Below are 12,909 nucleotides of genomic sequence, written 5' to 3' on the forward strand. Positions count from 1 at the left end.
TCGTGGATTTAAAATTTAGATGCTCCAGCATGTGCGCGATGCCGCTTTTGCCCATGGTTTCGTTTCGCGAGCCTACGCGGTAAAACACGTCCACGCTGATGACGCTAGAGCCCTTGCTAGCGGGGATATGATAGATCTCAAAGCCGTTTTTGAGCTTTGTTTTGGAGTATTTTATAAGCATAAATTTCCTTAAATTTTGTTTTTTATATCGCAGCCCACCGCTTCGCTAATCGAGGCAAAATTATCCTCTTTTAAAAGCTTTAAAATGCCTTCGTTGATCTGTTTTGCGATGTTTGGGCCTTTAAATATAAAGGAGGTGTAAATTTGAACCAAATTTGCGCCAGATTTTATGCGCGCGTACGCCTCCTCGGCGCTGTCTATGCCGCCGCTTGCGATCAAAACCGTCTTGCTGTAAAGCTCGCTAGCAACCGCGCTAAAAAGCTCGCGAGAGCGTTTGGCGATGACCTTGCCGCTTAGCCCGCCGAAATTTTGTAAATTCGGCGACTTTGATAGCGAATAATCAACGCTCGTATTATTTACGATTACGCCTTTTGCGCCGCTTTCTACGGCCGTTTTGCAGATCTGCACGGCTTTGTCGTCGTCCATATCGGGCGCTATTTTAAAGATTATCGGTTTTTTTGCGATCGGCGTAAGGCGCGCAAAGAGGTCTTTTATAAAGCTATCTTCTTGCAGTTCGCGTAGGTTTGGGGTGTTTGGCGATGAGATGTTGATGACGAAGCAGTCGCAAATTTCGTTAAATTTAGCGACTAAAATTTCGTAGTCTTTTATCGCTTCTTCGTTCGGCGTGATTTTGTTTTTACCGATGTTGGCAAAAAGCGGTATCGCAAACGGATAGAGCTTGCCGACGCGCGCGCCAAGAGCGTCTGCGCCTTCGTTGTTAAAGCCCATCGCGTTTTGTATGCTCTCTTCTTCGATGAGGCGAAAAAGGCGCGGTTTTGCGTTGCCCTCTTGCGGTTTTGGCGTCACGGTGCCAAACTCCACGTGCCCAAATCCGAGCACGGCTAGCGGACGCAGCATGGTGGCGTTTTTATCAAAGCCGCCGGCGATTCCTACGGGGTTTAAAAAGCTAGTTTCTAGCAAATTTTGCGAAAGAGCCGCGTCCGTGACGACGCAGTTTTTAGCGACGATGCTATAAAGGCCCGGGAATACGCAGTCTGAGATACTTAGCGTTTTTTCTACGATTTTGTGAGCGGTTTCGGGGTCAAATTTAAAAAATATGGATTTTAGCGTTTCGTAATTCAAATTTTATCCTTAAATTTTGAGCGATTTTATCAAATTTAGGCTTAAACAAGGGCTTCGCCTTTTAGTTTCGCGTAAATTTCGCAGCTCTTGCTAAGCGCCTCGTCGGTATCAAAACCGACCACTTTTCCGCCGCTGATAACGGCGATCTTATCGGCATTTTGCACCGTACTTAGGCGGTGCGCGATGATAAATATTATCTTTTCTTTTTGTAAATTCGCGATGGCTTTGGTTATCTGCTGCTCGCTTTCGTTATCCAGAGCGCTCGTAGCCTCGTCAAATATCAAAATTTGCGGATCGTCGTAGAGCGCTCGGGCGATGGCGATACGCTGGCGCTGGCCGCCTGAGAGATTGGTGCCAAATTCATTTAAAACAGTCTGAGCGCCCTCGGGTAAATTTGACACGAAATCATACGCATTTGCCGTTTTTAGTGCGAGCTCGACTTTGGCTTCGTCGTATTCGCGGCCGTAGGCGACGTTGTTTGCGACAGTGTCGTTAAAGATATAGACGCGCTGGGTAACTAGGCCGATATTTTGCCTAAGCGAACCCAGATCGAAATTTTTGATATTTTCGCCGTTTATCTCGATCGCTCCGCCGTTTGCGTCGTAAAATCTCATGAGTAGATTTACGACCGAGCTTTTTCCGCCGCCGCTACTGCCCACAAGTGCTACGGTTTGCGATTTGCTCGCGCTTAGATTTACGCCTTTTAGCACCTCTTTGTCGTCGTAGTTTAGCCTGACGTCTTTAAAATTTATCAATTTTATTTCAGACGGCACCGGTTTGTCGCCGCTTAAAATTTGAGGCTCTTTATCAAGTAACTCAAAGGTTCGCTCGGCCGCGACCACGGCGTCTTGCATCTTGTTATAAAGGCCTGAAATGCGCTTAATAGGCGTATAAAGCATGAAAAGCGCGGTTAGAAACGAAAAGAAGCTTCCCATCGTCAAATTTCCGTCTATGACCTCTTTGCCGCCGATGATGACGACTGCCGCGACGCCCACGGAGCCAAAAATTTCCATCATCGGGCTTACCATCTCGTTTACTTTTACGCTTTTTAAATTTAGTTTGAAAAATTTAGCGTTTTCGGCGGTAAATTTAGCGTGCTCAAACTCCTGCGCGTTGTTTGCTTTGATGATTTCGATGTTGGTAAAAATTTCGCTCAGCTTCGAGCTGATGTCGGAGGTCTTTTCCTGCGAGGCGCGGGAGATTTTTTTCATCTTTTTTGCGAGTCTTGAGAGTGGATAAACGGCTGCAGGCATGATAACTAGCGCAAAGAACGCAAGCTGAAGGCTCTGATAAAGCACTACGCAAAGTAGCCCGACGATCGTGATAGCCTCGCGGATGAGCTCTGGGATCATGGAGCTAACGATGCTTCTGATACGGTCGATGTCGTTGATATTTCGGCTGATTAGCTCGCCCGTGCGGTAGTCGTTAAAAAACTTCATATCCAAATTTAGCAGGTTTTTTAGTAGCTTTTCGCGAAATCTCCTCACGATATCCTGCCCGATATATGCCGTAAAATAGGCCTGCAAAAACGTCCCAAGCCCTTTTAAAAAATAAATCGCGATGATAGCGTAGGGCAAAAGATAAAGTAGGTCTTTGTTTTTTTCGATAAAAATTTTATTTAGCACAGGCTCGATCACCCACGCCGATGCGGCCGTACCGCCGCTAGCCATCAGCATGCCGGCGATGGCGATGATAAAATACGAAATATAATCCCTAAAATATGGCGCAAACCGCCGCAAGACCTCTTTTAGGCTCATCTGCTTCATATCTTTTCCCACATGCAGCCGTTTGGAGTATCCATGAGGCTGATGCCGTTTGCGGCTAGCATATCGCGGATTTTATCCGATAGCTCGTAGTTTTTGGCTTTTTTGGCTTCGTTTCTTTGATTTATCAGATCCTCGATATATGCTCGCTTTTCATCGCTCACTCCAAACTGAAAATACTCAAATACGTCTACTTGCAAGATGCCGAGCACCCGCGCTATTAGCTCCAAATTTGCCGCGATTTCGCCTTTTTTGGCTTTATCTTTAGGATTTGCGTCCAGCTCGTCGTTTGCAGTGCGGACGAACTCATCTACGCAAGCAAGCGCCCTTGAGGTGTTTAGATCGTCCCCCATCGCAGACATAAATTCGCTTTTAAATTTATCGTTTTCGCTCAAATTTGCCGCCGCGCCAAGAACCCGTTTTTTTAGGCGGTAAATTTTATCTAGGCGCTTTTTTGCCGCGTTTAGATCGTCTTCGCTAAAATTAAAATTCGCTCTGTAGTGGCTAGAAATCAGATAAAATCTCACCGCCTCGCCTAAATTTCGCTCCAGCGCGTCTTTAACGAAAAAGCTATTTCCCAGGCTCTTGCTCATTTTTTCGTTATTTACTTGGATAAAGCCGTTGTGTAGCCAGTATTTAGCTAGGCTTTTATGCTCGGCACAGCGGCACTGCGCAGCCTCGTTTTCGTGATGAGGAAATAGCAGATCAAGTCCGCCTGCGTGGATATCGATCTCAAATTTTTCGCCGCTAGATAGGTGCTTTTTTATCATCGCGACGCACTCGGTGTGCCAGCCTGGGCGACCGCGACCAAACGGGCTTTCGTACCATTTCTCGTCAAATTTCCACAGCACGAAGTCTTTTTTGTCCTCTTTTTGTAAATTTGACTCGACGCGAGCGACGTTTGCTTCGGTGTCAAATTTACCGCTAAGGCTCAGATACTCCGCGTCTTTTGCGGTGTCAAAGTATATGCCGTCGCCCGCGATCTCGTAAGCAAAGCCGTTTTTTAGCAAAATTTCGATGTACTCTATCATCTCTTTTAGCGTCTGCGTCGCCTTTGGTTTGACGTCTGGCTCAAGTACGTTAAGCGCGCTCATATCTCGCTCGTAGCTTGCGATGTATCTATCCGTGATCGTTTCTAAACTCTCGCCGCTCTCCGCCATTTTCTTTAAAATTTTATCGTCGATATCGGTGTAGTTTCGCACAAATTTAACCTTGTAGCCAAGCTCGCTTAGCGTGCGTCTAAGCAAATCAAAGCTAATCGCGCTTTTGGCGTGTCCTAAGTGCGCATCGTCATAAACCGTCGGCCCGCAAACGTAAATGCGCACGAAGTCGCTTTTTACGGGCTCAAATTCTACTTTTTTTCTCTTTACGCTATCAAAAATTTGCATCTAAAAATTTCCTTAAAAATATCAAAATCACTGCCTCTAAAACCAAAACTGCGCTTAAAAGCGTTATTTTTTTAGGCTCAATTATAGCTAAAAATTTCCTTATCCCAAAAAATTTGACGTTTAAAGCTAGCGTCAAAAACCCGCCTAGCGAGCTAGCAAGCGCTAGTCCGAATGTGCCGTAAATTTGCATCAGCGCGACTGCTAAAATGAGGTTAAAAACGAGCGTGATAACGGCGATTTTGGAGGCTAGTTTTTGCTGCAAATGCGCATAAAGCCAAAGCGAAAAAAGTTTAGCAAGCCCAAACGGCAAAAGTCCGATCATATATGCTGCCAAAACGCTCGCGGTCGCTGCAGTATCGGCCTGCGTAAAGCTTCCGCGCTCAAAAAGCAGTTTGATGATAGGATCTGCTAAAATGATACCGCCGATGGTCGCCGCAAATAGCAAAAAATATAAAATTTCAAAGCTTTTTCGCATCCATTTTAGAGCTTCGGCTTCGTTGCCGGCCTTGATCTGACGCGTGATTTTAGGAAAAAGCGCGGTAGAAAGCGCGATCGCAAATATCGCTAAAGGTAGCTGAAAAATGCGGTTGGCGTAGAAAAGATAGCTGATGGATCCCGCCGCCAAAAACGACGCTAGCCACGTATCCATAAACGAGCTTAGCTGCATCGCGGATGATCCGACTAGACCGTGGAAAAAGTTGCTAAAAAAGCCCTTCGTATCGGCTCTTTTGCCATGGGCAAATTTAACTAAGCCGCCAAAAAATAGCTTTGAGATGCCGTTAAATTTAAGCGCGATAAGGTGTGCAATGAGCTGCAAAATACCGCCCACTACGACGCCAAAGCTAAGATAATAAGCTACGATTTTAGGCTCCTGTCCGCGAGCTAAGATTAGAGAACCGATCATGGCTAAATTTAGCAAAGCGGTCGAAAATGCCGTCGTCGCAAAGTGCCCGCGATACTGCAAAAGCGAGGCTAAAAAAGTAACGGCAAAGATTAGCGCTAAGTAGTAAAAGTTGATCTTTACGAGCGGGACGGCTTCGTTTATGTCGCTAGGCCCTAAGCCCGTGGCGATAACGGCGGTAAAAAATGGAGCAAATAAATTTACCAAAAGCGTGAGAATGCCGATAAAGGCTAGAAATTTAAGAAAAATCTCGGCGCTAAAGAGCGATTTTTTGTTTGATTTCGTAAAATTTGGCAAAAAGGCGTTAGCAAAGGCCCCCTCGCCAAAGATACGGCGCAATAAATTGGGTATCTTAAACGCGATGAAAAATATATCGCTGTAAATGCCCGCACCCAAAGTCGAAGCCGTGAGCAGGTCGCGCACGAGCCCTAAAACTCGCGAAACCATGATGCCAATGCTGTTTGAAAAAAAGCCTTTGATAAACACGAAAATCCTAGTAAATTTTTAGCGCAATGATAGGCAAATTTAGTTTTAAAAGACGTAAAATCAAGAGTTTTTAATGAAATTTTAGAGATAATCGACTAAAAATCAAAAAATTGCGAGAGTATCACGTGCCAGAAAACCAAAACGCGCAACAAAACTTCCTAGCCGAGATAGAGTCTGAGACCGCCAATCCGTACGGCGAGATATTAAATTTAGCAAAGCACTTCGGCGTCGATAGCAAATTTATAGATTTTGATATCATAGAGATCAAAACAGAGTGTAAGGTGGCGGGCGAGAGCCAGCCTCGCCAAATCCCTGCGGAAAAACTAAATATCTTTGACGATGATAATTTTTTCGTAGAAAAAGTAGAAAGTATAAAACAAAACTATCTGGTTAAATTTTACGATACTAGGCAGGTAAAACCAACGCCTTTGCCTAATGTCGCCATAAATGCAAATAAAAATTTAACCAAAATTTTAGCCACGGTTTCGCAAAACGCCGACACGGTTTATTTTAAAGAATTTGACAAAAAGCTGATAAATTTTATCTACAAAAAGCTGATAAAAGTAGGCATTCTAGTGGGCATCAGAAACAAAACGATGCTAGAAGAGGTCGCTAAAATTTATTCGGTTTTAAGAGTAAAAGAATTTATCGACAAAGACTACACCTTTATCGTGACCGCAGGCGTAAACGTAAATCCGTCGGCAGACGACGCGCTGGTGTTTTACTATAAAAATAAAAATAAATCCACAGATGAAAACGACAAGGTCGACTACGCAAACAGAGGCTATTTGCTAGGCGTAACCGAAAATGAATTGATATTTGAATACGTAAAACTAAGAGAGGGCGCAAACGGCCGCGACGTGAGGGGAAATCTACTGCCGACGCAAAAGCCTAAAATAACAATAACGAAAATGCCTGAACATACCGAAAATATATACTCGAAAGAAGGCGAGGAGGGGATAAAATTTTACTCCAAAAAGGCTGGCTACGTCCAAGAGGAAAAAGGCGTTTTTGATATCAAAGACGAGCTTGACGTAAATGAAATCTCGTTTAAAACCACTGGCTCGGTCGATACTGGACTAGATACCAATGTAACGCTAAACGTAAAAGAAAAAGACCTAACAAAAGACGCCATAGGCACTGGTATGACGGTTGAAGCAAACGAAGTAAACGTCGATGGAAACGTCGCCGCAAACGCCGTAGTAAAGGCAAATAAAGTAGTAATCGGCGGACAAACTCACGCTAAAGCCCTCATCGAGGCGAAAGATGCGAAAATCGCCGTGCATATCGGTAGCTTTGACGGAGAATACGTCGAAATAGATAGGCTAGAAGGCGGCAAAGTAAAAGCTAAAAAAGCCGTGATAAAATCAGCGATCGGTGGCGAGATAATCGCCGAAAGCGTAAGCATCGATACGCTCGTGTCAAACTCAAATATCATAATCGCCGATACTTTGGAAATAAAAAAGTTAAAAGGCGTAAATAATAAAATTTTAGTCGATTTTAGCATGATAAAAAACACGGGCGAGCAGATTAACGAGCGCATGGCAAAGATAAAAGCTATCAGGGAACAGATCGTAAAAATGCCGCGCACGCTAGAGTCTAAAAGATGCGTCATCGAGGAAAACAAAGGTCCGATAAACGTCATAAAAGCTAAAATCGAGGAGCTAAAAAGCACAAACAACACTCCGCCGGTGACATTTATGAAAAAACTAAAAGAATATCAGCAGCTAGTGCACGAGTATAATGCGCTTTTAAAGGAATTTCGCGATAAAAAAGCCGTGACAGCCCAGCTAAAAAGCGAGATAGCTAATATTCAAGACGGAATATTTAACTCAAAGGTGATAAATCACAGCAACTGGCGCGAGTTTAACGAGATAAAATTTAGACTCGTGGATCCTGCTCGCGACATCACGTACAGCACCCGCGAAAACGAAATCGCTCGAGTCATAACGATAGCCAAGGTCGAGACCGAGGATGGCAATATAGACTACGTAGTTAAGAAAAATAACAACGTCAGAAAGGCCTAAATTTGCCTCTTTTTTTAAAATTTGAAAGCGAATTTTACACATGCGAGCAAAGCAGCGACAAGCTAACTATAAATCTAAAAAACGACTGGAACTATAAGCTACCGGCTCAAATTTGGACCCAAACGGCCGCGCTTATCGGCTCAAAGAAATTTAACAAAATCGTCTTAAATTTTAAAGACGTAAAAGAGTTTGACTACGCTGCGGCTCTATTTTTAAAAAATACATTGCAAAATGCGCGTAAAAGCTATGAGCTTATAAATTTAACTCCGCACGCGCAAAAGATTTTTGATTCGATAAATAGCGAAGTAAATCCCAAAATAAAACAGATCATAAACTCCAAACCGCGCGGAAATCCGCTCTCGCAAATCGGCAAAAATTTGACCGCGTTTTTTGCGGGATTTTGCGCGTTTTTAAATTTTATGGGCGAGTTCTTGGTCAAATTTAGCAAGATATTTATGCTAAAAAATATCCGCGTGAAGGAAATTTTGGCTTATTTTGAGGATGCGGGTATAAAGTCGGTTTTTATCGTGTGCCTTACCTCTTTTCTCATCGGCATCGTGCTAGCATATCAGGGCTCAAATTTGCTCGAGAGTTTCGGCGCCACGATAATAATCGTAGAAATGATGGGGCTTTTGACTCTGCGCGAGATAGCTCCGCTCATCGCCGCTATCATCGTGGCGGGGCGTCTGGCGTCTAGCTTTACCGCGCAAATCGGCGTTATGAAAATCACCGAAGAGATCGACGCGATGAAAACGATGGGATTTGATCCGTTTAAATTTCTCGTTCTGCCTCGCGTGATCGCTCTTATCGTAGCTATGCCGCTTATCGTGTTTTTAGCCGACGTGGCGGGGATTTTCGGCGAGATGGTCGTGATGGAAAACTACCTAAACATCAGCTTTGATAGCTACCTGGCGAGATTTGGCCAAGAGGTGGACATAAAGCACCTTTACGTCGGGCTTTTTAAGGCTCCGTTTTTTGGCATCGTGATTGCGTTTATCGGCTGCATGAGAGGCTTTCAGATCGGCGGAAATACCCAAAGCGTGGGCACATATACGACCGTGAGCGTTGTAAACGCGATATTTGGCGTGATCATGGTGGATGCGCTGTTTTCGATTATTTTCACGCAGCTAGGCATATAAATGATAATAAAAGCGACTGATTTAACGACGAAATTTGGCGACAGAGTGATCCATGACGGGCTAAATTTCCATGTAAATGAGGCTGAAATTTACGGGCTACTGGGCGGTAGCGGCACGGGTAAATCGACGCTGATGAAAACGATGATATATCTAAAGGAACCAAGCGCCGGCAAGGTCGAGATGCTGGGGCGCGATCTGTGGTCGCTAGACGAGGCGGCTAGACAGGAGATGAAGCTCGCTTGCAGCGTGATGTTTCAGTTTGGCGCGCTTTATACCTCGATGAACGTACTGGAAAATATCTACATCCTGCTAAAAGAGTATAGCGGGATGAGCGAGCGATCGATGCGCGAGATAGCGATGTTTTGGCTACAAAAAGTAGGCCTTAGCGAAAACGTTGCTTTGCAGTACCCAAGCGAGCTAAGCGGCGGTATGAAAAAGCGCGTAGCGATGGCTAGAGCGCTGGTGCTGAGTCCTAAAATTTTGTTTTTAGACGAGCCAAACTCCGGCCTTGATCCAAGCAGCGCGCGGGCGTTTGACGAGCTGGTGGTCGAGCTGCGAGATACGCTAGGCGTCACGGTCGTGATGGTGACGCACGATATAGACAGTATTTGTACGATTTTGGATAGATTTTTGATACTTCAAGATAAAAAGATAGCCTTTGAGGGGACGTTTGAGCAGCTAATGAAAATGCCAGAAAATCCGCTCGAAGAGCTTTTAAAAACAAGGAAAAACGGTGGGAAATAAAATAAATTATACTCTGATAGGCCTCTTTTTCGTGCTCGTAGTGAGCGCGCTAGGTATCGCGGCGTGGTGGCTGGGCGGATACGGGAAAAAGGCCGATGATTACAGGTCGTATTTCATCAAAACCACAAGCTTGCCAAGCGGCATAAAAAGGGACTCCACGGTCAAATTTATCGGCGTAGACGCTGGCAGCGTCAAGGATATCCGCTTTGCCGACGAAAAAGAAGCTCTCATCGAGCTTGAGCTCTCCGTAAGGAAAGACATACCGATAAGAACCGACAGCACGGCGTCTGCAGAGATACAAGGCATCACTGGCATCGGCTACCTAAATATCTCGCGCGGTAGCATGGATAGTCCGCTTTTTAGTAAAAACGAAAAGGCCTACATCGGTCTCGAGGCGAGCTTTTTTGATAAAATCGGCGACAGAGCCGAGTATCTAACGCAAAATTTGGAGTCGACATTTAAAAATATCAATAAATTTTTAAGCGACGAAAACGCGGCTAAATTTTCGTCTATCCTAGTTTCGGTTGATGAAGCTGCGAAAAAGATAAATGCCGGAAATCTCGATATAAACGCGACTATCGCAAACGCAAACGAGGTTTTGGCAAATGCAAATTTGACACTAAACGAGCTAAAAAAAGCGCTAAAAAACGCCTCAGACACGCTTGAGTTCGTAAATTCGTTTACGACCAAGGCCACGGACGCCGCGCAGGCGCTAAAAAATCTACAAACTGCGATCTCGGAAAAGATAAAAAGCGGCGAATACGACGTAAAGGGCGCGCTAAATACGCTTAGCGACGAGACGGAAAGGACGCTACTAAGCTTTCAAAAGCTCATTTCGGATTTTAGAAATACCCTTTTTAGACTCGAGGACGATCCGTATGATTTTTTCTTTAAAGACACGCAGAAAAAGGACGAAAAATGAAAATTTTAAGCACGGTTTTAGCCGCGTCGGCGCTGTTTTTTAGCGGATGTAGCGTTTTGGCAAAGCCTGCTCCTAGGACGAATTATTTTATGCTAGGCGGCGCGGAAGATCAATTTAAAGAGTGTGAAAACAAGCCGGAAAAAACGGTTTTCATCGAAGAAGTGCGGGTTTTTGGCGCGTACGAGAGCCGCGAAGTCCTAAAGATAGACGCAAACGGCGAGATCCGTCCGCTAAAAAACGTAAAATTTTTAGCGCTCCCAAGCGAGATGGCTAGGCGAAATTTGATCATAGCCGTGAGCGATCAGTGCGTGTTTAAGCCCTCTTTTAAAAACGCAGACATAAGCGTAAAATCAAATTTACTCACGCTTCAAATCAAAGATCAAAAAGCGCAAATTTCGATGTTATTTAGCTTTTTTAAAGACGGCAAAGAGCTAAAAAGCGTCGTACTAAGCTCGCAAAAAGACGCAGGCGCGGACGAGGGCGAAATCGCGATGAAGGCGCTAAACGCCACCTTTAGCGAGGTTACGGATAAATTTTTGCAAGAATTAATCAAATTTTAGAGATAATCGCAAATTTTAAAGGAAAACGATGATAAAAGCGATCGAGGGCGTCATAACCAAAAAAGAGCCCGCAAATCTCATCTTAAAAACAGCCGGCGGCGTGAGCTACGGCGTGGCGATCTCGCTTTTTTGCTCGGCAAAGCTCGAGCGAGGCCAGAGCGTGGAGCTAAATATCACGCAGATCATCCGCGAGGATGCGGATTTGCTTTACGGATTTTTAGACGCGGGCGAACAAAAGATGTTTGAAATGCTGATAAAACTAAGCGGTATCGGCGCGGCGACCGCGATGGCTGTGTGCTCGAGCCTAAATCCGAACGCATTTTTAAACGCGGTTAAAAGCGGAGACGCTGCGGCGCTGCAAACAGTGCCAGGCATCGGCGCAAAGACTGCTAGACGCATCATCGCCGAGCTTAGCGACGCAAAGATGACGATGGATGAAAATCTGCCTAGCCATCAGCACGAAGCGATCTTGGCTCTGGAGAGTCTTGGCTTTAAAAGAGAAAAGATAACCAAGGCGCTTAGTGAGTGCGACGCGCAAAATACGGGCGAACTAATCAAACAAGCCCTAAAAAAACTAGCATAAAAAAGGAAAAAATATGAAATTTGCTGTGATATTCGGTGCAAAAAGCTACGAACACGAGATCAGTATCGTGAGCGCCATAGCCCTAAAAAAGGTGCTAAAAAACGAGCCTTTGTTTATATTTTGCGATAAATTTAGAGAATTTTATCTGATAAACGGCGCCGATATGAAGGCGAATTTCTTTAGCTCGGGCAAGTATAAAAACGCCAAAAAGCTCACTCTAAAACAGGGCGGATTTTTCGCGGGCGGGCTACTCGGCGAGAAGAAGATCGAGGCGGACGTGTTTATAAATTTAGTCCACGGCATGGACGGCGAGGACGGCAAGATCGCGGCACTGCTCGAGTTTTACGGCCTTAGTTATATCGGCCCTCGTGTGGAGGCTAGCGCGCTAAGCTACAACAAGGAGCTAACCAAACTGCTCGCACAAAAAGCCGGCGTAAAAACCCTAAACTACGAGGTTGTAAGCAGAAAAAAGGCACCTAGCCTGCCACTACCAGTGATCCTAAAGCCGCTTCGCCTAGGAAGCTCAATCGGCGTAAGCGTGATAAAAGATGCTAGTGAGCTAGAATACGGCCTAGATGTGGCGTACGAATTTGACAAAGAGATCTTGGTCGAGCCATTTATCGAAGGCGTAAAGGAGTACAATCTAGCAGGCTGCAAGGCGGACGGCGAGATCAAATTTTCCATCATCGAAGAGCCTAAAAAGAAGGAGTTTCTAGACTACGAGCAAAAATACATGAGCTTTTCAAACGAGAGCAGGGCGCGCGAGGCCGATATCAGCGCAGAGCTAGCCGCCAAGCTAAAACAAAGCTTTGAGCGCATCTATAACTGCGGCTTTGACGGGGCGCTGATACGCTGCGACTTTTTTGAGATAAACGGCGGAGTCTATCTAAACGAGATAAATCCAAACCCGGGCAGTATGGCGAATTATCTATTTGACGACTTTGAGGGGACACTAGAGCGACTTGCTGCGAGCTTACCAAAAGAACGTGAGATAAATATCGACTATAAATTTATCAACTCCATAACGTCGGCAAAAGGCAAGCTGTAAAGAGGCGTCGGCGTTTTTGCGAGCCTATTTCTAGCAAATTTGACCGCTTTAAACGACTTGTTCTAAGCGGCTTTTTTTATTTATT

The 12,909-nt window shown here is 44.9% G+C and carries 12 protein-coding genes; 7 read left to right on the forward strand and 5 right to left on the reverse strand.

What is annotated here, in order from left to right; genetic code table 11:
- The 5 genes from Q0546_RS10635 to murJ all read right to left on the reverse strand — a co-directional run.
- A partial coding sequence (locus Q0546_RS10635) for an insulinase family protein (RefSeq protein WP_298792890.1) occupies window positions 1-181 on the reverse strand: 181 nt, incomplete at its 3' end.
- A gap of 8 nt (window positions 182-189) precedes the next feature.
- Window positions 190-1,263: a quinone-dependent dihydroorotate dehydrogenase gene (locus tag Q0546_RS10640; RefSeq protein ID WP_298792891.1), complete on the reverse strand. Its 1,074-nt coding sequence runs from the start codon at window positions 1,261-1,263 to the stop codon at window positions 190-192.
- Between the two features lie 41 nt (window positions 1,264-1,304).
- The gene (locus Q0546_RS10645) at window positions 1,305-3,029 is read right to left on the reverse strand and encodes an ABC transporter ATP-binding protein (RefSeq protein ID WP_298792910.1); all 1,725 of its coding nucleotides are present in this window, start codon (window positions 3,027-3,029) and stop codon (window positions 1,305-1,307) included.
- Window positions 3,026-4,414: a cysteine--tRNA ligase gene (gene cysS, locus Q0546_RS10650; protein WP_298792894.1), complete on the reverse strand. Its 1,389-nt coding sequence runs from the start codon at window positions 4,412-4,414 to the stop codon at window positions 3,026-3,028. The genes Q0546_RS10645 and cysS overlap by 4 nt, the downstream gene beginning before the upstream one ends.
- Entirely contained in the window at window positions 4,401-5,801 is a 1,401-nt protein-coding gene (gene murJ / locus Q0546_RS10655) for a murein biosynthesis integral membrane protein MurJ (RefSeq protein ID WP_298792896.1), read from the reverse strand. Before murJ ends, cysS begins: the two co-directional genes overlap by 14 nt.
- 110 nt (window positions 5,802-5,911) lie before the next feature.
- Between murJ and Q0546_RS10660 the strand changes: the two genes are divergently transcribed.
- The 7 genes from Q0546_RS10660 to Q0546_RS10690 are packed head-to-tail and all read left to right on the forward strand — an operon-like array spanning window position 5,912 to window position 12,824.
- Window positions 5,912-7,828 (forward strand): flagellar assembly protein A, encoded by a 1,917-nt coding sequence (locus Q0546_RS10660; RefSeq protein ID WP_298792898.1) that lies wholly within the window; start codon window positions 5,912-5,914, stop codon window positions 7,826-7,828.
- A gap of 2 nt (window positions 7,829-7,830) precedes the next feature.
- Window positions 7,831-8,967, forward strand: coding sequence for an ABC transporter permease (locus Q0546_RS10665; protein ID WP_298792900.1), 1,137 nt, complete (start codon window positions 7,831-7,833; stop codon window positions 8,965-8,967).
- Window positions 8,968-9,711 carry an ATP-binding cassette domain-containing protein gene (locus Q0546_RS10670; RefSeq protein WP_298057694.1) on the forward strand — a complete coding sequence of 248 codons (744 nt, stop codon included), beginning with the start codon at window positions 8,968-8,970 and terminating at the stop codon, window positions 9,709-9,711.
- The gene (locus Q0546_RS10675) at window positions 9,701-10,633 is read left to right on the forward strand and encodes an MlaD family protein (RefSeq protein WP_298792902.1); all 933 of its coding nucleotides are present in this window, start codon (window positions 9,701-9,703) and stop codon (window positions 10,631-10,633) included. The genes Q0546_RS10670 and Q0546_RS10675 overlap by 11 nt, the downstream gene beginning before the upstream one ends.
- On the forward strand, window positions 10,630-11,193 hold the full coding sequence (locus Q0546_RS10680) for a hypothetical protein (protein ID WP_298792904.1): 564 nt from the start codon (window positions 10,630-10,632) through the stop codon (window positions 11,191-11,193). Before Q0546_RS10675 ends, Q0546_RS10680 begins: the two co-directional genes overlap by 4 nt.
- Before the next feature lie 28 nt (window positions 11,194-11,221).
- Complete coding sequence (gene ruvA / locus Q0546_RS10685; RefSeq protein ID WP_298792906.1) at window positions 11,222-11,776, forward strand: Holliday junction branch migration protein RuvA; 555 nt, start codon at window positions 11,222-11,224, stop codon at window positions 11,774-11,776.
- Between the two features lie 13 nt (window positions 11,777-11,789).
- On the forward strand, window positions 11,790-12,824 hold the full coding sequence (locus Q0546_RS10690) for a D-alanine--D-alanine ligase (RefSeq protein WP_298792908.1): 1,035 nt from the start codon (window positions 11,790-11,792) through the stop codon (window positions 12,822-12,824).
- The last annotated feature ends 85 nt before the right edge of the window (window positions 12,825-12,909 follow it).

The sequence above is a fragment of the uncultured Campylobacter sp. genome (assembly GCF_937997465.1).
Taxonomy (GTDB): Bacteria; Campylobacterota; Campylobacteria; order Campylobacterales; family Campylobacteraceae; genus Campylobacter_A.

Coding starts and splice junctions, on each gene's coding strand:
- Q0546_RS10645 (WP_298792910.1), bottom strand. CDS start 3,029: ATGAAGCAGATGAGCCTAAAAGAGGTCTTGCGGCGGTTTGCGCCATAT.
- cysS (WP_298792894.1), bottom strand. CDS start 4,414: ATGCAAATTTTTGATAGCGTAAAGAGAAAAAAAGTAGAATTTGAGCCC.
- Q0546_RS10670 (WP_298057694.1), top strand. CDS start 8,968: ATGATAATAAAAGCGACTGATTTAACGACGAAATTTGGCGACAGAGTG.
- Q0546_RS10680 (WP_298792904.1), top strand. CDS start 10,630: ATGAAAATTTTAAGCACGGTTTTAGCCGCGTCGGCGCTGTTTTTTAGC.
- ruvA (WP_298792906.1), top strand. CDS start 11,222: ATGATAAAAGCGATCGAGGGCGTCATAACCAAAAAAGAGCCCGCAAAT.
- Q0546_RS10690 (WP_298792908.1), top strand. CDS start 11,790: ATGAAATTTGCTGTGATATTCGGTGCAAAAAGCTACGAACACGAGATC.